Here is a 19,128-nt window from a genome sequence, read left to right as displayed (position 1 = left end):
GGTATCTGTGGCAATGTCTTGCGCCAGTAATCAGAGGGGCAGTCACGTCATCAACACGCCGAGCCTTCCTACAGAATCGCAACTTCTAAACTGACTTTCTATGTGGTCAGTTGTCAGATCAGGCGGTTTTACATGTGCCGTCACAAGTGCAGCTTCACCGCCGAGCCAATTTTCAACGCAAGAAAAACCGCAACCTGTTGGCGTGTCATGCCGGCAGGCTGTCCTTGACGCGTTCCCAAGCCATGGTCAAGTGACGACCAAGGACGGCTGACAGCCGGTCAAGATCACGGGCTTCCAGGGCCGCAATTATCTCCTCATGCTCGGCCACCGCGTTTGCCCATTTCTCGGGGCCCTCGTGGCCGATGAAGCGGATGCGCTTCAGGCGCGTCTGAAGCATGGAATGGACATCGTACAGGGTGGCATTGTCAGCTAGTGCCACGATGCCCGAATGGATCGCCTGGTTCAGTTTATAGTATTGCAGCCGGTCGCCCGTCCGATAGCAGTCTATCATTTGGTCGTGCAGGTCGCGGATTGCGCCGATGTCATTCGCCGTCGCAACCTCGCAGGCACGGGCGGCGGCGAATTGTTCCAGTGTTCGGATCAGGTCGATCATGTCGCGCACTTCCTTGGCGCCAAAGGTCTTTACAACCGCGCCCCGGCTGGGAACCAGATCCACCAATCCCTCGCTGGCAAGATACTTGATCGCCTCACGAAGCGGGGTGCGAGACACGCCCAATGTTGTCCCGATCTGACCTTCGTTGATCCGCGTCCCGGGAGGTAGATGCCCTTCAATGATCATGTCGCGCAGACGCGTGACGATGGCGTCATGGAGGGACGTCCGCTCGATCCGGTTTGTGGACCCATTCTGATCCGGTGTTTGAGTGCTAACCAAGGCCACGACCATCCCCCCTCGGGCTTTACTATGAGTATGCAGGGTTATCACTCAAGTCAATCATGTGCCCTAAATTCTGTATGCAGTATGTTGAGTAAGCAGAGTTTGTCGTGTTAGAGCTTGCAAGAGGGAGCGATTCGGCGGGGTTAACGGCATGATGCCGACACCAGCGTCCCTCCCCCATGAAAAGGAGGCGCTGCATGACCCGATCCTGGACAGCCGAGACATGGCCCATTGCTGCGGCCATGATCCCGTTTCCCGGCAAATTGCCTGATGGCCGCCTCGTGCAGGACGCGGACCCGCAGCTGTGGGCGGACAACCTGACAGATGTGGCCGATGCGGGCTTCGAGAGCGTGGACCCGACCGATAGCTGGCTGCGGGTCGCAGATCTTGAACCTGCCCGCCGGGCCGAATTCGTGGCTATCTGCAGGGAACTAGAACTTTCAGTGCCGGCGATCTCGACCTCGCGCCGCAGTGTGATCGATCCCCTGCATGGGGACGACTATCTGGCATACAGCCACCGGGTCATCGATACCGCCGCAGAACTAGGGGCAGGCTATGTCAGCTTCGGATTCTTCGGGCCGTTCACCCCTGCGCAGGAGAAGGCCCTGTGGTTCTGGACGGAACAAGGGGTCAAGAACCCCGGCGACGACGCGACCTATCAGCTGGCCGTTGATCGGATCCGCGAACTTGGCCGACACGCGGCAGAAATGGGCATCCAGGTCTCGTTGGAAATGTACGAGGACACTTACCTGGGCACCGCACGGGATGCTGTCCGCTTCGTGACCGAAGTGGATCATCCGTCGGTCAAGCTCAACATCGATATCGGTAACCTGATCCGGCTGCACCGCCCGGTTGAGGCTTGGTCCGAGATGATCGACCTCTGCCTTCCCTTTGCCGGATACTGGCACGTCAAGAACTATTACCGGATCGAGGATCCGTCCGGGGTGATCATGTCCCACCCCGCGCCCTTGCTGGGCGGCACGATCAACTGGCGCCAGGCCATCGCCAAGGCCATCAAGGCGGGTTTTGACAGCCCCTTCCTGGTCGAGCACTACGGCGGGGACGGGCTGGGGGTTTGTGCCCGCAACCGCGACTATATCCGAGAGATTCTGAGGGTGAGGACCGTCCGCACATGACGAAGGTTTTTGACCGGCCCGAGCAATTCGCCGAAACCGCCCTGAAAGGCTTTTGCGCGGCCAATGCCGACCGGGTCACCATGGTCCCCCATGGCGCCGTGCGGGCCGCACCGGGTGCGCGGGGCAAGGTGGTCCTGCTGGTAGGCGGCGGATCTGGCCATTACCCAGCCTTCCTAGGCTATGTGGGCACCGGGTTTGCGGATGCGGCCGTGGCGGGAGATGTGTTCGCCTCTCCTTCGACCGCATGGATTCATGGCGTTGCAAAGGCCGCGCACCGGGGCGGGGGGGTCATCCTGGGATTTGGCAACTATGCCGGGGACGTGCTGAACTTCGGATCCGCCGCGGAGCGTCTGCGTGCCGAAGGGATCGACGCCCGCATCCTGGCAGTGACGGACGACGTGGCAAGCGCCCGTGCTGATGAACGTGCGAAGCGGCGCGGCGTGGCGGGCGACCTGCCGGTCTTCAAGATTGCCGGGGCCGCTGCGGAAGCGGGATTGGACCTCGATGCCGTTATGACGGTGGCCGAGAGAGCCAATCGCGCAACGGTTTCGTTCGGAGTGGCTTTCGATGGCTGCACCTTGCCGGGGCAGCGCTCGCCCCTGTTCACCGTCGACGCGGGACATGTCGGTATGGGCCTTGGTATTCATGGTGAGCCAGGGATAAGCACCCAGGCCATCATGCCGGCTGCCGATCTAGCGCGGACGCTGCTGGAACCGCTGCTGGCCGAACGTCCTGCTGACCATGACGGTCGGGTCGCAGTGATCCTGAACGGCCTTGGCCGCACCAAATACGAGGAACTGTTCGTTCTCTGGCATCATCTGACCGACCTTCTGGAGGAAGCTGGGCTGAGGGTCATCGAGCCCGAGGTTGGGGAATTCGTTACCAGCCTTGATATGGCGGGTTGTTCCTTGACGATCACCTTCTTGGACGACGATTTGGAAGAGTACTGGCGTGCACCCGCCGATGCCCCTGCGTTCCGCAAGGGGAGCGTTGCGCCCCCGCCACTCATCGAAATGATGGAAGAACAGGCCGATGCCGTGGCCGAGATCGTCGCGGGCACACCTGAGTCCCAGGAAGCCGGGCGTTGCGTCGCGCAACTGATTGGTCATGTCGCCAGGGCCCTCGCCGATGCCGAGGAGGAACTGGGTCGCATTGACGCCCAGGCAGGCGACGGCGATCACGGGCAGGGCATGGCGCGCGGGTCGGCCGCTGCAGCAGAAGCCGCTGAAAAGGCTGTGACTGCCGGAGCCGGCGCTGGGACGGTTCTGTCGCTGGCGGGCGATGGCTGGGCAGATCGGGCGGGGGGAACCTCGGGCGCGCTGTGGGGCGTGGCGCTCCGGGCCTGGGGACAGGCTCTGGGGGATGAACGCAAACCATCCGCGGAAACGGTGGCACAGGGTGCCCAAGCGGCCCTTGAGGCAATCGTCCAACTGGGCGGCGCCAAGGTTGGCGACAAGACGCTGGTCGATGCCTTGGCTCCCTTCGTCGAGGTGTTGGTCGAACGGACCTCGGCCGGCGATGCCCTTGGGGTGGCTTGGTCTGCAGCCGCAGTGCGATCGACCGCAGCCGCCGATGCAACCGCACAGCTGACCCCCCGCCTTGGTCGTGCGCGGCCATTGGCAGAACGCAGCTTGGGCCATCCAGATGCAGGCGCGGTTTCGCTGGCGATGTGTGCCCGGGTCGTCGGAGCAAACCTTCCGGAAAATGCGGTCTGAGGCAATCCTTCGACCGCACCCAGTGACATCAGAGGAATCATGCCAATTAAAGGTGGATTCCATTCAAAATTCTGCATACAGAATATTAAATAGAGGATGGAGAATCGCAATATGCGGATAGCATTGGCAATCGGCGATGCGGGGGGCGTCGGTCCGGAACTTGCGGCAAAGCTGCTCTCCGATCCGGCAATGGCCGACAATGACATTGTCGTGGTCGGAGATGCGAGCGTGCTGCAAATGGGCGCGAAGCATGCAGGCGTGTCGCTGGACGTGCCCTTGATCGCGGCCGATGAGGTCGGCGCAGGACTGGCGTCAGGGCATGTCATGGTGGACCTGCGCAATGTCGCTGCCAAGGGTGTGACGCTGGGGCAATCCAGTGCCGAAGCAGGCGCGGCGTCCTTGCAGAACTTTGCGGCCGTTCTGCGCTTGGCGCAGGCGGGGCTTGCGGATGCGGTGATGTTCACGCCTTTCAACAAGCATTCCATGCGCTTGGCCCGCCCCGCCTATGTCGACGAGATCGGATTTATCGACCGGGTGCTGGACACAGACAGGTCAGGCCGCGAATTCAATGTCCTTGAAGAGGTCTGGAACGCCCGTGTGACGTCTCATATCCCGCTGAGCGAGGTGGCGAGCCGGATGAGCGTCGAGCGCATTCTGGGCAGTCTGCGCCTGACGCACGAGGTGATGACAGGCGCCGGCAAGCCGAACCCCCGCATCGGCGTGGCCGCGCTGAACCCCCATGCAGGTGACGGTCGCAACTTCGGCACCGAGGATGATGACATCATCGCCCCCGCAGTCGAGGCCGGCATAGCCGAGGGCATTGATGCCAAGGGTCCGATCCCGTCCGACACCGTGTTCGTGCGCGCCGTGCGGGGCGAGTTCGACGCTGTGCTGACCATGTATCATGACCAGGGCCAGATCGCGATGAAGCTGATGGGCTTCGACCGGGGCGTCACGCTGATCGCAGGCTATGGCTTCCCGATCGTAACCCCGGCGCATGGCACCGCTTTTGACATCGCAGGCAAGGGCCGGGCCGATCTGGGCGCGACGATGCAAGCCGCTCTGCTGGGTGCCCGGTTGGCGAAACTCAATCCCGCCCGCGAAGCGCGCGCGCTATCCGCCGATTGGGCTACTGCAGGGGTAGAGGGTGCGGCGGCGCTTGTCGCCGAATAACAGCGATTACCCGGCCCCGTGTGCAGGGGTCGGATCACACCGGAGGAGGAAAGAATGACCAAGACCAAGATCGGCCTGCTGGCCGCGACTGCCCTGACGCTGGCTGCGCCGGCCCTTGCCGAGTTCGCCCCCAGCCGTCCCGTCGAGTTCGTCGTCGCGTCCGGCGCGGGTGGCGGCACCGACAATTTCGCCCGCACCATTCAGGCCGTGTTGACGCGCGACGAGATCGTCGAACGTCCAATCGTCGTTCTGAACAAAGGCGGCGGATCGGGGGCCGAGGCGTTTCTCTATGCCCGCCAGAACAAGGGCGACCCGCACAAGCTGATCTTCGGGACGAACAACGTCTACCTGCTGCCCCATGTCGCGAAGCTGGCCTATACGACCGAAGACCTGCAGCCGGTCGCGGCCCTGGCACTCGACGAATTTCTGGTCTGGGTCAAGGCTGACAGCCCCTATGAGAACGTGATGGACTTGGTGAACGCTGCCAAGGAGGCCCCAGGCACCATCCCGTTCGGCGGCAGCCAGTCCAAGGACACCGACGAGACCCTTGTTGCCCTTATTGAACAAACCACCGGCGCGGACTTCAAATACGTCCCCTTCAATGGTGGCGGGGAAGTCGGCGTGCAACTGGCCGGCGGCCATGTCGCGGCGAACGTCAACAACCCCAACGAGAACGCCGGCCAATGGCAGGCAGGGGCGATCCGCCCGCTCTGCGTCTTTGCGCCCCAGCGGATGGCTGAATCTGAACCCATCAGCGGCGACATGGGCTGGCACGACATCCCCACCTGCACCGAGCAGGGTCTAGAGATCGAAAGCTATCAGATGCCGCGGACCGTCTGGCTGCCCGCGGGGACCGATCCCGAAGTGTTGGCCTATTACGAGGCCGCGCTTCAGAAGGTTTCGGAAAGCCAAGACTGGAAGGACTATCTTACCAAGACCTCTCAGTCGGCATCCTTCCTGACGGGCGAGGAACTGGCCAAGTTCATCGAGACAAGCGAGGCCAATGCCGTGAAGGTCTTCGAAGCCGAAGGCTGGACCGCCCAGTAAGCGCCTGAAGCCCGGCGCCCGGCATGGTCCGGCGCCGGGCCACATCCATCGAGAGGGGAGGGGGACACATGACCGTCAAGGTCTTTCACGCTGAGCTGGGAACAGCGATCGCCACGGGGCTTCTGGGCTTGGCTGGGGTCTTCGGTGCACTGGAACTGGGTCGGGGCTGGACCGAAAGCGGTCCCGAAGCGGGATATTTCCCGTTCTATGTTGGGCTGATCCTGCTGGGCGCCAGCCTGTGGAACCTGATCGCGGCCTTCCTCAAGCACCGAGAGGCAGCGGGCATTGAAGCCGAAGAACCCTTTCTGGATCGTGACCGGGCACGACGACTGGGCATCTTCATCGCCGCCCTTCTGGCTTTCGTGATCGTCACCTTGACGATGGGCATCTATGTCGGGTCGATCCTCTACATCACTTGGAGCGCCTGGCGCCAAGGCGGATACCGTTTGCCGGTCGCCTTGGGGGTTGGCGCGGGCTTTGCGCTATCGCTGTACCTGATCTTCGAGGCGATCTTCAAAATTCCGCTGCTGAAGGGCCCGATCGAGCCGCTTCTCGGCATCTATTGAACGAGGGCGGATCATGGCAAACTTCGATCTTCTCATGCACGGCTTCGGCATCGCCATCACGCCGATGCACCTGATGCTGATGGTGGGCGGCGTCCTGATGGGCCTGATCGTGGGCGTCCTGCCCGGGCTTGGCGCACCCAACGGCGTGTCGCTGCTGATCCCGCTGACCTTCGCGCTTGACCCGACCTCGGCGATCATTCTGCTGTCGTCGATGTATTGGGGTGCGCTGTTCGGCGGATCGACGACGTCGATCCTGTTCAACATCCCCGGCGAACCGTCTTCGGTCGCCACGACATTCGACGGCTATCCCATGGCGCGGTCGGGGCAGTCGACCCGCGCGCTGACCCTTGCTTTCATGTCGGCGGGCTTTGGTGCGCTGCTTGGCGTGATCGTCATCACGTTGCTGGCTGGCTGGGCATCGCAATTTGCCCTGAAATTCGGCGCGCCGGAATATTTCGCGGTCTACTTCCTGGCCTTCGCTGCCTTCATCGGCATGGGCAGCGCCGCACCCATGAAGACCATGGTATCGCTTGCAGCGGGCCTGCTGCTGGCGTCCGTGGGTATGGATAGCGTCACGGGTTCGATCCGCCTGACCTTCGGCTTCGAGGATCTGCTGGGCGGTATCAGCTTCCTGGTTGTCGTCATTGGCCTGTTCGGCATCGGCGAGCTTCTGTCCACCGTGCAGGAAGGACTGCGCTTCCGCGGCGTCGCGTCCAAGATCGACCTGCGCGATGTTTTGAAGACTATCGCCGAACTGCCGCGGTATTGGGCGACCTATATCCGGTCTGGCCTGATCGGCATCTGGATGGGCATCACGCCAGGCGGCCCGACCGCTGCCTCGTTCATGAGCTATGGCATCGCCCGGTCCTCGTCCCGCAAGGGCGCGGCCTTTGGAACCGGCCGCCCGGAAGGCATCGTTGCCCCGGAAACGGCTGACCACAGTGCCGGATCCTGCGCGATGCTGCCGATGCTAGCGCTTGGCGTGCCCTCGTCGGCCACGGCCGCCGTGATGATGGGCGGGCTGATGATCTGGGGTCTGACGCCGGGACCGATGCTGTTCGCGACCCAGCCCGACTTTGTCTGGGGCCTGATCGCCAGCATGTATGTGTCCAACCTGATCGGCGTGGTGCTGGTCTTGGCCACGGTGCCCATGTTTGCAGCTTTGCTGCGCATCCCCTTTACAATCATCGGGCCGATGATCGTCGCGATCTGCTTCGTGGGCGCTTACACGGTGTCGAACGCAACCTTCGATCTGTGGGTGGTTCTGGTCTTCGGGCTGGTAGGGTATCTGTTCAGCCGCCTGGACTATCCTCTGGCGCCGCTGGTTCTGGCGATGGTGCTGGGCCACAAGGCAGAAAACGCGTTCCACCAGTCGATGGTGCTTTCCGATGGATCGTTGAGCATCTTCTTCGCCAATCCGCTAGTCAGCAGCATCATGGTGCTGGGCATTGCCCTGCTGGTGCTCCCCAAACTGGTCGCTTTCGGATCGCGCTTTCGGCGCCAAGTTCCGGTCGAATAAGGAAAGAGCATGAACCATCATCGCTATTTCGCGGGTGTTGACACCCGAACGGTGGAATGTGTCATCGTGGGCACCGGTGGCTTTGGTCGCAGCTTCCTGGCGCAGGCCCGGCATGTAAAGGGGTTGAACTGCCGCGTGGCGGTCGACCGCGACGCAGCCACCGCGGCGGCGGTGCTGGCTTCGGTCGGGGTCACGGATATTGCCGAATGCCATGATCGTGCATCCGCATGTGCTGCCTGGGACGCAGGCCGCCCCATTGCCGTCGCCGATCTGGCGATTGTGGCTGATCTTCCCATCGACGTCGTGCTGGAAGCCACCGGCAACCCTGAGGCCGGCGCCCGCCACGCCCGCCTGGCCATCGAGGCCGGCAAGCATGTCGTCATGGTTACCAAGGAAACCGACAGCGTGGTTGGCCCAATCCTCGCGCGGATGGCAGCCGAACGTGGTGTCGTCGTGTCGCCCATCGACGGGGACCAGCCGAGCCTGCTGATCGGGCTTGCGACTTGGGCGCAGGTCATTGGGCTGCGGATCGTCGCGGCCGGCAAGTCCAGCGAGTATGATTTCGTCTTCAACTCCGCGACCGAAGAAATCACCAGCAACGGGGTCACAGTCGATGCGCCGGGTTTTGGCGACTGGCTGGACGCGGGCGACCGCCCATGGCCCAAAGTCGCCGCGGCCCGCGCTCGCCTAGTGCCCCTGCCGCAGCGCGCGGTCCCCGACCTCTGCGAAATGGTGGTGGTCGCCAATGCCTTGGGGATGGCCCCGGATCGCCCCGATTACCATGCCCCTATCGCCCGCATCGCCGAACTGGCTGACCTGATGGCACCCGTCGCAGACGGGGGATTGCTGACCGGCCAAGGCCAGCTTGAGGTCTTCAACTGCCTGCGCCTGCCGGGCGAGGCCAGCTTTGCCGGTGGCGTCTTCGTCACCGTCGTCTGCGAGGATGACGAGACGTGGGCGATGCTGCGCGACAAAGGCCATGTGGTAGCCCGCAACGGCAAGACCGCGATGATCGGCTTGCCGCGTCACCTGCTGGGCATGGAAGCTGCAACTACGGTCTTCGAGGTGGCGCTGCTGGGCGTCTCCTCGGGGGCCGAGAAACCCCGTCCGGTTATGGATCTGACCGCCCACGCCGATGCCGACCTGCCCGCGGGGTCGCTGCTGGTGGCGGAAGGGCATCACCATACGATCCAGAACGTCTCGGGCCGGATGACGCCAGCCCACGCGCTTTCGGATGATACGCCGATCCCATATTATCTGCTGTCAGGGCGTCGTTTGAAACGCGGTGTGAAGGCGGGGCAGATGATCCTTTGCGGCGACGTGGATCTGGATACGGGATCCGAACTCTATCGCCTGCGCGCGGCGCAGGACGCAATCACGGACTGGTTCTGATATGCTGCTGGGCTGCATCGGGGATGACTTTACCGGCTCGTCCGATCTGGGCAACACTTTGGCCAAGGCCGGGATGCGGGTGGTGCAGTATTCAGGCACGCCGGCACGCCCCGCTGCGCCGGATGTCGAGGCAGGCATCGTCGCGTTGAAGTCGCGCACCATGCCCGTGGCGGACGCCGTGCGTCTGTCGTTGGAGGCTCTGGACTGGCTGCGCGCGCAGGGCTGTCGGCAGTTCCTGTTCAAGTATTGCTCGACCTTCGATTCGACCCCGCAGGGCAATATTGGACCAGTGGCCGCAGCCCTTGCCAATGCGCTGAACGCCAACCGGGTCATCTTCTGCCCTGCCTTCCCCGCTGCCGGGCGCACGATCTATCAGGGCCATCTGTTCGTGGGCGACTGTCTGCTGTCTGAAAGCGGGATGGAGAACCACCCACTGACCCCCATGACCGATCCCGACCTGCGCCGTTGGCTTGGCCAGCAGGTAGACGAAGGCGTGGGCCATGTTCCCGCGGCGACCGTCTTGCATGGACCCGACGCGGTCCGCGCTGCCTTGCGGGCGCAAGATCATCGCTTTGTGGTTGCGGATGCCATCCGTGACGAGGACCTTTTGGTGCTGGGGCAGGCGGTGTCCAATGAGGTGCTGCTGACCGGGGGATCGGGGATCGCGCTCGGGTTGCCGGGCAACTTCCGGGCTCAGGGGCTTTCTTCCGCACATGGGCCGCAGTGGCGGGGACAAGCGGGACCGGCAGCGGTGTTGTCAGGCTCCTGTTCTCGCGCCACGCGAGGGCAGGTGGAGCGCCATATCGCAGAAGGCAGCCCCGCCTTGGAAATCGATCCGCGGGCGCTGCTGCGCGACGACATGACTGCGCGCGATGCGGCAGCCTGGGCGCTTTCGCAGACGGGCCTGCCGCTGGTCTATTCCTCGGCCGATCCCGACGCCGTGCGCGCCGTGCAGGACCATCACGGAAGCCAGATCGTCGCCGCCCGGCTGGATGCCTTCTTTGCCGAATGCGCTCGCCTGCTGGTTGCGGGGGGTGTGACCCGCCTGATCACGGCGGGCGGCGAAACATCCGGCGCTGTCGTTGAGGGGCTGTCGGTTGATACCCTTGAGATCGGACCCGAGATCGATCCGGGCGTGCCTGCCATCCGCGTACGAGACAATCTCGTCATGGCGCTCAAGTCGGGCAACTTTGGTGCCGAGGACTTCTTTGCCAAAGCCGCTGCGAGGCTGGAGGGATGAGCGACGCGGCCCTGCGAGAACGCATCTGCAGTCTAGCCGGGTCACTATACGACCGAGGCCTGACGCATGGCTCGACCGGAAATATCAGCGCCCGGACTGAGGATGGAGGGCTGCTGGTCAGCCCCACCGGGACAAGCTTCGGCAGGCTCGATCCCGCGCGCCTGTCGCGTTTTGACGCAGCCGGGCTGCATGTCGGCGGGGACAAGCCGACCAAGGAAATGCCGCTGCACACGGCCTTTTATGAAACAAGAGGCCGTACGGCGGCGGTGGTCCACCTGCATTCCTGCCATTCCGTTGCCCTGTCCACGCTGCCTGATGTAGATGCAGACGACTTCCTGCCGCCGATCACCCCTTATGCTGTCATGCAACTGGGCAGGGTCAAGCTGCTGCCTTATTTTCGACCCGGCGATCCTGCCATTGGCGATGCGGTGCGCGGACTGGCAGGCAAGCGGTCGGCTGTGATGCTGGCGAATCACGGCCCCGTCGTGGCGGGCCTTGACTTGGAAGCCGCTTGCAACGCCATTGAGGAACTTGAGGCCACCGCCCGCCTAGCCATGCTTCTGCGCAGGACGACTCACAATATACTGACGCCCGAGCAGGTGGCGGGACTGATCCGCATTCATGATGTAGCGTGGGGGATCTAGGGCCTGTGGAGATCCACAAGGCAGCGTGGATGTGATTCACACCCAGTCTGAATCGCAATATGCTGACGGACGCCGAATGGGCGATGATAGAACCGTGTTGCTCGGGCAATCGGGCCGTTTCTGGGCGTAGCGGCTGTCACAATCGATTGTTTATCGAAGCAGTGCTGTGGATTGCACGGACAGGCAGCCCAAGGCAGGATCTGCCTGGACGGTTGGGCGATGTGAGGACGATCTTTTGGCGGTTCATCGACCGGCGAAAAGCTCATGTCTTTAAGTGGATCCGATGAACTGACGGATGAACCGGACATGGAATACATAGAAGATCGGACAGTCGCGGCCAAGATCGTCGGACCGTGTGAAGCGAAGCTTTCAGTCAGTCAGATTGATCGTGCAGGAGGGCGTCCTACGATTCGCCAAAAAGGATCACGCTACCAACCTATGAGATCAAACACAGGATCTTCTCCGACATCAAAACTCGCCCTCAACCATTTGCAGCTTCGAAGATGCAGGGGATTTTGATGTTCACCGTGCCAGACGGCGCGTGCTCCACGAATTCAAATACCTTGGCCAGCATGGTATCGACGTCTTGACGCATCATGCCGATGTTTTGCGGCAGGAAGCGTGCGAAAGGGTCCCAATCGAAGCACCCGAAGCGGAACTCAGGAGGGGCCGCCAGGCTGTGGAACCAGCGGACAAATCCCTCCAAGGCAATCGTGGAGTTGATGAACATTCCACAACGCTCGTCGATCCCGGTTTCGGCAAGCGCCGCTTCGGTCTTGCTTGCCGAATAGCCATGCATGAAGCAGTAGGCGGAAGGCACCGTAAGGCCCATGTCTTCGTGGGCGCAGATAAACCCGCGAAGGCGTTCTCGCGTGTTATGATCCTGTGCGCGGCCGCCGATGAAATAAAGCGGGGCCAAGACGCCGAAATCCTGCTTTATGCGCTCCAGGATAAACCTGGTCAGGTCCCGCGCGGCTTGAAAGTTGTCCGAGACCACTGACGGCGCCGTGGTTCCCGGAAGATCCAGATTGATGCTGCGCACACCGGCCGATGTGCAGATGTTGGCGATCCGGTCCGGGTCAGTGGCCCCTGTCGCAATCAGGCATTCTGCCTGATAGGACATCATCTCGCGTGCGGCTTCCACTTCAAGCGCGGGGTCGCGTTGCGTGCAGGTTATGACGGGGAACAAGCCGCGCTCGCGGGCCATCGCTTCAAAGCCTTCAGCGATGGCGCCGAAATAGCGGTTGTCGTATTTCGGGATGATCATGCCGATGATGCGGGAACGTTCGCGGCGCAACATGCTGGCCTGTAGGTTCACTGCATAGCCCTGTTCTTCGGCGATCCGGCTGATCCGCTCGGCCAGGCGGGTGCTGATGCGGCGCTTTTTCCAGCTGCCGTTCAGAACGGCGCTGACTGCACTGGGGCTAGTGCCAGCGATCTGGGCCAGATCGTAGATCGTGGGCCGGCGCGGGGGACTGTCATCGATCTCGGCCATGGGATTCTCGTCGCAAGAAAGCTTCGGCGTAGCAGGACTGGCTGTCTTGGCACCTTGACAGGAAAAACAACCTAAGACAATTTTGCTTCATCGATTGAGCATACATGCTGTATCGATGGCGCAATCCAGGAGGAGGGCGTCTGCATATTCGTGGATGCGACCTATGCTCGGCGACCGAACGCCCTGATCTGGTGGCGCCGGTTGGGCACAGGACCCGCCCCGACATGAGGAGGAGACAAGGATGACATCGACATTCCCGATCGCGGCGGCATCGTTTGTTGCCACGACGCTGCTGGCTGGCACGGCCTTGGCTCAGGAGGCTGCGACTATCGCCTTCCTGATGCCCGACCAAGCCTCGACCCGCTATGAGCAGCACGATTTTCCGGGCTTCAAAGCCGCGCTCGAGGAGCTGTGCCCCGACTGCACGGTAATCTATCAGAACGCCAATGCGGATGTGTCGCTGCAGCAGCAGCAGTTCAACTCGGTCATCGCACAGGGCGCGAAGATCGTGGTGCTGGACCCGGTGGATTCGGCGGCGGCGGCTGGGCTGGTGCAGATGGCCCAGTCCCAGGACGTGAGGGTCATTGCCTATGACCGGCCCATCCCGGACATGCCGGCGGATTACTATGTGTCGTTCGACAACAAGGGGATCGGTCAGGCCATCGCGCAGTCGCTGGTCGATCATATGAAGGCCGAAGGCGTGCCCGCTGGGGCAGGGGTGCTGCAGATCAACGGCTCGCCCACCGACGCGGCCGCCGGCCTGATCCGCGACGGTATTGATGCGGCACTGGATGCATCAGAATACAAGACCTTGGCCGAATACGACACGCCGGACTGGGCGCCGCCCAAGGCGCAGGAATTCACGGCCGGTCAGATCAACCGCTTCGGCGCTGACATCAAGGGCATCGTCGCGGCTAATGACGGCACCGCCGGCGGCGCCATTGCCGCGCTGAAGGCTGCGGGCGTTGATCCGCTGCCGCCGGTCACGGGCAACGACGCGACCATCGCCGCGCTGCAACTGATCATCGCGGGCGATCAGTACAACACCATCTCGAAACCGTCCGAGATCGTGGCGCGTGCCGCCGCCGAAGTTGCGGTGGCCTTCCTGAAGGGCGAAACGCCCGAGGCGAAGACCACGCTGTATGACACGCCGTCAGAGTTGTTCGTCCCTGCCGTGGTCACGCGTGAGAACATCAAGGCAGAGATCTTCGACAAGGGCATCCAGACGCCCGAGGAGGTCTGCACCGCCGATTACGCAGATGCCTGCCGCGAACTGGGCATTCTTCAGTAACGCGATACCGCGCGTGCGCCCTGGGCGCCCGCGCGTCTTTTGGGGAAGGAGGCAGGTGATGGCCGAGAGCCAGAGTTCAGCACAGCCGATTTTGAAGTTGCGCGGAGTATCTAAGCAGTTTGGCGCCGTGCAGGCCTTGGAAGATATCGAGCTGGACGTGTATCCGGGCGAAGTTGTGGCCTTGGTCGGAGATAACGGCGCCGGCAAGTCCACGCTGGTCAAGGTGCTGGCAGGAGTCCATCAGCCGAGCAGCGGCATGATCGAGTTCATGGGCAAGCCTGTGTCGATGGACAGCCCGGGAAAGGCAATCGAACTGGGCATCGCTACGGTGTTTCAGGATCTGGCCCTGTGCGAGAACCTGGATGTGGTGGCGAACCTGTTCCTGGGTCAGGAATTGTCGCCCTGGGCCTTGGACGAGGTGCAGATGGAGGTTCAGGCCTGGACGCTGCTGCGCGAGCTTTCGGCCCGCATTCCGTCGGTCCGCGAACCCATTGCCTCTTTGTCGGGCGGGCAGCGCCAGACCGTTGCCATTGCGCGGTCGCTGCTGACCAATCCGCGCATCATCATGCTGGACGAGCCGACTGCCGCACTGGGCGTTGCGCAGACAGCCGAGGTGCTGAACCTGATCGAACGGGTGCGCGACCGCGGCTTGGGGGTCATCCTGATCTCGCACAACATGGAGGACGTACGCGCGGTCGCCGACCGCATCGTCGTCCTGCGTCTAGGCCGCAACAACGGCGTCTTCACGGCCGCCGATTCGAATTCCGACCTGATCGCCGCCATCACGGGGGCCACTGAAAACGCAGTGTCGCGCCGCCAGGCGCGCAAACTGGAACCTGCGGGAGACCTAACATGACCCAGCCGAACAGCCAGCCTGCCCTGGACCGGTCAGACAGCCGCGTGCGGCACGATGAAGGCCTCTTGGGTGCGATCCGCGGGTTCATCGATCGGGTCCGGTCGGGCGATCTGGGGATGCTGCCCGTCATCGTCGGCCTGGTGCTGATCGCCACGGTCTTCTGGTCGCTGAACCCGGTCTTCCTGGCGCCGAACAACCTGGCGAACCTTCTATTCGACGCGGCCGCCGTTGGCTGCATCTCGCTGGGCATCGTCTGCGTCCTAATCCTGGGCGAGATCGACTTGTCAGTCGGCTCGATGAGCGGACTTGCCTCGGCCATCCTGGGCGTGATCTGGGTCAAGATAGGGCTGCCGGTCCCGCTGGCGATCCTGGTTGCGCTTGCGGCCGGCGCTTTCATGGGGCTGGTTTATGCGACGCTGCTCAACCGCTTCGGAATGCCCAGCTTTGTCTCTACGCTGGCGGGGCTTCTGGCGATGCTCGGTCTTCAGCTATATCTGCTGGGATCGACCGGTTCGATCAACCTGCCCTATGCCTCGGTCATGGTCCGTTTCGGGCAGATCTATGTCATGCCTGCGTGGTTCAGCTATCTGCTGGCCATTGCGCCCGGCGCGCTGATGCTGTGGCTGGGCATCGACCGGATGCGCAGGCGCGCCGCCGTGAATCTGTCGAACCCCGGAGGCATGTCGGTCCTGCTGGCGAAATCCGGCATTCTCACCGTGCTTTTGCTTGTCGCGGTCCATTACCTGAACCAGGGGCGCGGCATTCCGTGGATGTTCGGCCTGTTCGTGGCACTGGTGGTGGGGATGAACTATGCTCTGACCCGCACGAAATGGGGTCGCGCCATGTTTGCCGTGGGCGGCAATCGCGAGGCCGCTCGCCGGTCCGGCATCGACGTGCACCGTATCCGCATTTCGGCCTTTATGCTGTGTTCAACCCTGGCGGCACTTGGGGGGATGCTGGCCGCCTCGCGGCTGGCTTCGTCAAGCCAGCAGGCGGGGACGGGGGACGTGAACCTGAACGCCATCGCCGCCGCAGTGATCGGGGGAACCTCGCTGTTCGGCGGGCGCGGGTCCGCCTGGTCGGCGCTGTTGGGCGTGATCGTCATCCAGGCAATCTCGAACGGGCTGACACTGCTGAACCTCAGCTCGTCGCTCCGCTACATGATTACCGGAGCTGTGCTGGCGGTTGCGGTGATTGTCGACTCGCTGGCGCGTCAGTCGCGCGCAAGCCACGGGCGCGCATAAGGAAGGAGAAGACATGGCTGAACAATTGAACGGCAGGGTTGCCGCGGTCACCGGCGCGGCTTCAGGGATCGGGCTGGAATGCGCGCGCGCAATGGCAAATGCCGGTGCCCGCGTGGTTTTGATCGACCGCGCCGCCGACCGGCTGGAACGGCTGTGCGCCGAAATCGGCCCAAACGCGCATCCGCTGGTGATCGACCTGCTGGACGGCCCGCAAGTGGATACGATCGCCGACCGGATCGCGGAACTGGTTGGCCCCGTCGATATCTTCCATGCCAATGCCGGCGCCTATATCGGCGGCCCTGCGGCCCAGGGCAATCCCGATGCCTGGGACCGGATGCTGAATCTCAACATCAACGCAGCCTTCCGCAGCGTTCGCGCCGTCCTGCCCGGCATGATCGAACGCAAGACCGGAGACATCATCTTTACCTCGTCGGTGGCGGGCGTCGTGCCGGTCGTGTGGGAGCCGGTCTATACCGCCTCGAAATTCGCGGTGCAGGCGTTCCTGCATGCGACACGTCGGCAGGTGGCGCCACATGGCGTGCGAATGGGCGCGGTCCTGCCGGGACCGGTGGTCACGGCCCTTCTGGATGACTGGCCCAAGGCCAAGATGGAGGAGGCCCTGGCAAACGGATCTCTGATGCAGCCGACCGAAGTGGCCGAGGCGGTGCTGTTCATGCTGACTCGACCTAAGGGTGTGGTGATCCGGGACCTGGTGATCCTGCCCAATAGCGTTGATCTGTAAGAGAGGCCGAGAATGACAGATCAAATCTTTCTGGGGATCGATGTGGGCACCGGCAGCGCCCGGGCGGGCCTGTTCGATGTGACAGGCCGGATGCTGTCCAGCGCCAAGCGCGACATCACCTTGTGGCGCGAAGGCGCCGATATTGCCGAACAGTCCAGTGACGATATCTGGTCCGCCGTCTGCGCAGCCACGCGCGAGGCGGTCGGGGCGGCACGCGTGGATGCAGGTGCCGTCGCCGGTATAGGCTTTGACGCGACCTGTTCGCTGGTGGTTCTGGGCCGGGACGGGCAGCCGCTGACCGTCAGCAGGTCGGGCGACCCGGCGCGCAACATCATCGTCTGGATGGACCACCGCGCCGTCACGCAGGCGGAACGGATCAATGCGCAGGGCCACCCGGTGCTGCGTTATGTCGGGAATGTCATCTCGCCCGAAATGGAAACGCCTAAGCTTTTGTGGTTGCGCGAGAACATGCCGCAGACCTATGCAAAGGCATGGCAGTTCTTTGATCTGGCCGATTACCTCAGCTGGCGAGCGACCGGCGATCCGGCCCGCTCCAGTTGCACGGTGACCTGCAAATGGACCTATCTGGCGCATGAAGACCGCTGGGACCCCAGCTATTTTCGCGCAATCGGCCTTGATGATCTAGCGGATGATGGATTTGCCCGGATTGGCCAACAGGTCGTCGCGCCGGGAACTCCGCTCGGCCAAGGGCTGACTGCCGATGCCGCCGCCGATCTTGGTCTGCGGGCGGGCATTCCGGTGGCGGCCGGACTGATCGATGCCCACGCCGGGGGGATCGGAACCGTAGGCATGGTCGGAACTGCGGAAAGCAACCTCGCCTATGTCTTCGGAACCTCGTCCTGTACGATGACGACGACGCGCGATCCCGTGTTCGTGTCGGGTGTCTGGGGCCCCTATTATCAAGCCATGGTCCCAGGCATGTGGCTGAACGAAGGCGGGCAATCTGCTGCGGGCGCCGCGATTGAGCAACTGCTGGCCTTCCACCCCGCCGCGCCAGAGGCAGAGACGGCCGCGAAAGCTGCGGGGCAACCGCTGCCGATATGGCTTGCCGAGCAGGCGGCTGCCAGGGTCGCCAGCCTTTCCGATGCGGTATCGCTGGCGAAGGGACTTCATGTCGTTCCAGAGTTTCTTGGCAATCGTGCCCCCTTTGCCGATCCCCATGCGCGGGCAATTGTCGCGGGGCTGGGAATGGAACGTGACCTCGATAGCCTGATGTCGCTCTATGTCGCCGGATTGTGCGGGATCGCCTATGGCTTGCGACAGATCATCGAGACACAGGACAAGGTTGGGGCGCATGTAGACCGGATCGTCATCTCGGGTGGCGCAGGGCAGTTGAACATCGTTCGCCAGATCCTGGCGGATGGTACGGGCAGGCCGGTGCTTGCCAGCGATGCAGCCGAGCCGGTCCTGCTAGGATCAGCCATTATCGGTGCAGTTGCGGCAGCGCACTTCCCCGACATGTCGCATGCCATGGCCGCCATGTCTCGGCCAGGCGCGGAATATCAGCCTAACATGGAAGCGAACCGGCTGCACGACATGCGGTTCGTAACCTTTTGCGCCCTCCAGTCCGCGCTGAGAGAGGGTCGCGAGGTGTGATCTGATGCGGAAGCAACTGCTTTTCTGAATATTCAAACCTTCAGCGAACAAATAAAAGACACTGTGTGTCAGCCTGCAGCCTGCATTGTTGGGATGTTCTTTATTAATTGGGCGGTGGCAATGTTTTGGGCCACAGTTATCATTACCCATCGTATGCCCGACATCTGTCTGACCTCATGGCGCTTTCTACCCGGAAGTTTGCAAGCCGAATTGATTACAGGCGGGATACCGCCCGTCCGTTCTTCCGATGAGGACGAGGATAGCGGCTTCACTGCGGCGGCGGCTCCGCAGGTCCTGGTTGCAGATGCTCCAGTTGCTCTCGGATATGCTTCGCTTCCGCAGGTGTGTTGACGAGGGCGAGGGCACGGCCAAAGGCTTCGCGGGCCTCGTCTATGCACCCAAGCTGCCGCAGAAGGGTGCCACGAACACCATGATAATAGAAATAGCCTTCTAGCGGACGCCCGAGTGACTGTGTCAGGATGAGAGCCCCTGCGGTCCGCGCAGCTTCATCACGGCCACCGCGCGGTTCAGCAGTAAGGCTACGCCGAGGACCGTC

General features: G+C 62.8%; 17 protein-coding genes. 15 read left to right on the top strand and 2 right to left on the bottom strand.

All coding sequences use genetic code 11. The features are described 5' to 3' along the window. Positions 1–205 precede the first annotated feature (205 nt). The gene (locus CK944_RS17860; RefSeq protein WP_103174436.1) at positions 206–904 is read right to left on the bottom strand and encodes a GntR family transcriptional regulator; all 699 of its coding nucleotides are present in this window, start codon (positions 902–904) and stop codon (positions 206–208) included. Positions 905–1,092: 188 nt separating this feature from the next. Here CK944_RS17860 and CK944_RS17855 point away from each other — a divergent pair, with 188 nt between their 5' ends. From CK944_RS17855 to CK944_RS24375, 10 genes are all read left to right on the top strand, one after another. Further along, on the top strand, positions 1,093–2,031 hold the full coding sequence (locus CK944_RS17855; protein WP_103174435.1) for a sugar phosphate isomerase/epimerase: 939 nt from the start codon (positions 1,093–1,095) through the stop codon (positions 2,029–2,031). Continuing rightward, entirely contained in the window at positions 2,028–3,746 is a 1,719-nt protein-coding gene (locus CK944_RS17850; RefSeq protein WP_103174434.1) for a dihydroxyacetone kinase family protein, read from the top strand. The genes CK944_RS17855 and CK944_RS17850 overlap by 4 nt, the downstream gene beginning before the upstream one ends. A 111-nt stretch (positions 3,747–3,857) precedes the next feature. Next, positions 3,858–4,919, top strand: a complete 1,062-nt coding sequence (locus CK944_RS17845; RefSeq protein ID WP_103174433.1) for a 4-hydroxythreonine-4-phosphate dehydrogenase PdxA — start codon at positions 3,858–3,860, stop codon at positions 4,917–4,919. 54 nt (positions 4,920–4,973) lie between these two features. Then, positions 4,974–5,966, top strand: a complete 993-nt coding sequence (locus tag CK944_RS17840; RefSeq protein WP_103174432.1) for a tripartite tricarboxylate transporter substrate binding protein — start codon at positions 4,974–4,976, stop codon at positions 5,964–5,966. Positions 5,967–6,034: 68 nt separating this feature from the next. Next, on the top strand, positions 6,035–6,532 hold the full coding sequence (locus CK944_RS17835) for a tripartite tricarboxylate transporter TctB family protein (RefSeq protein ID WP_158248057.1): 498 nt from the start codon (positions 6,035–6,037) through the stop codon (positions 6,530–6,532). Between the two features lie 13 nt (positions 6,533–6,545). Next, positions 6,546–8,051, top strand: a complete 1,506-nt coding sequence (locus CK944_RS17830) for a tripartite tricarboxylate transporter permease (protein WP_103174430.1) — start codon at positions 6,546–6,548, stop codon at positions 8,049–8,051. A 9-nt stretch (positions 8,052–8,060) separates the two neighbouring features. Then, positions 8,061–9,443 (top strand): NAD(P)H-dependent oxidoreductase, encoded by a 1,383-nt coding sequence (locus CK944_RS17825; RefSeq protein WP_103174429.1) that lies wholly within the window; start codon positions 8,061–8,063, stop codon positions 9,441–9,443. A 1-nt stretch (position 9,444) separates the two neighbouring features. Beyond that, complete coding sequence (gene otnK / locus CK944_RS17820; RefSeq protein WP_103174428.1) at positions 9,445–10,683, top strand: 3-oxo-tetronate kinase; 1,239 nt, start codon at positions 9,445–9,447, stop codon at positions 10,681–10,683. Beyond that, the gene (gene otnC / locus CK944_RS17815; protein WP_103174427.1) at positions 10,680–11,327 is read left to right on the top strand and encodes a 3-oxo-tetronate 4-phosphate decarboxylase; all 648 of its coding nucleotides are present in this window, start codon (positions 10,680–10,682) and stop codon (positions 11,325–11,327) included. The genes otnK and otnC overlap by 4 nt, the downstream gene beginning before the upstream one ends. A 59-nt stretch (positions 11,328–11,386) precedes the next feature. After that, positions 11,387–11,614 carry a transposase gene (locus tag CK944_RS24375; RefSeq protein ID WP_205049090.1) on the top strand — a complete coding sequence of 76 codons (228 nt, stop codon included), beginning with the start codon at positions 11,387–11,389 and terminating at the stop codon, positions 11,612–11,614. A 194-nt stretch (positions 11,615–11,808) separates the two neighbouring features. On the opposite strand, the gene CK944_RS17805 is transcribed toward CK944_RS24375, so the two are convergent. Next, entirely contained in the window at positions 11,809–12,822 is a 1,014-nt protein-coding gene (locus CK944_RS17805; protein ID WP_103174426.1) for a LacI family DNA-binding transcriptional regulator, read from the bottom strand. Positions 12,823–13,063: 241 nt separating this feature from the next. On the opposite strand from CK944_RS17805, the gene CK944_RS17800 reads away from it, so the two are divergent. From CK944_RS17800 to CK944_RS17780, 5 genes are read left to right on the top strand one after another with little or no spacing between them, the layout of a single operon-like run. Beyond that, positions 13,064–14,113: a sugar ABC transporter substrate-binding protein gene (locus CK944_RS17800; protein ID WP_103174425.1), complete on the top strand. Its 1,050-nt coding sequence runs from the start codon at positions 13,064–13,066 to the stop codon at positions 14,111–14,113. A 58-nt stretch (positions 14,114–14,171) separates the two neighbouring features. Then, the gene (locus CK944_RS17795) at positions 14,172–14,969 is read left to right on the top strand and encodes an ATP-binding cassette domain-containing protein (RefSeq protein WP_103174424.1); all 798 of its coding nucleotides are present in this window, start codon (positions 14,172–14,174) and stop codon (positions 14,967–14,969) included. Further along, a complete protein-coding gene (locus CK944_RS17790) occupies positions 14,966–16,213 on the top strand; it encodes a sugar ABC transporter permease (RefSeq protein ID WP_103174423.1) in 1,248 nt (415 codons plus the stop codon). The genes CK944_RS17795 and CK944_RS17790 overlap by 4 nt, the downstream gene beginning before the upstream one ends. 13 nt (positions 16,214–16,226) lie before the next feature. Beyond that, positions 16,227–16,955: an SDR family oxidoreductase gene (locus tag CK944_RS17785; RefSeq protein ID WP_103174422.1), complete on the top strand. Its 729-nt coding sequence runs from the start codon at positions 16,227–16,229 to the stop codon at positions 16,953–16,955. 12 nt (positions 16,956–16,967) lie between these two features. After that, positions 16,968–18,572 (top strand): FGGY-family carbohydrate kinase, encoded by a 1,605-nt coding sequence (locus CK944_RS17780; RefSeq protein WP_103174421.1) that lies wholly within the window; start codon positions 16,968–16,970, stop codon positions 18,570–18,572. Positions 18,573–19,128: the final 556 nt, after the last annotated feature.

The sequence above is a fragment of the Paracoccus sp. SY genome, from assembly GCF_002901215.1.
Taxonomy (GTDB): Bacteria; Pseudomonadota; Alphaproteobacteria; order Rhodobacterales; family Rhodobacteraceae; genus Paracoccus; species Paracoccus acridae.
The sequence above is the reverse complement of the archived record's forward strand: the minus strand, read 5'-3'. Positions and strand labels throughout refer to the sequence as shown.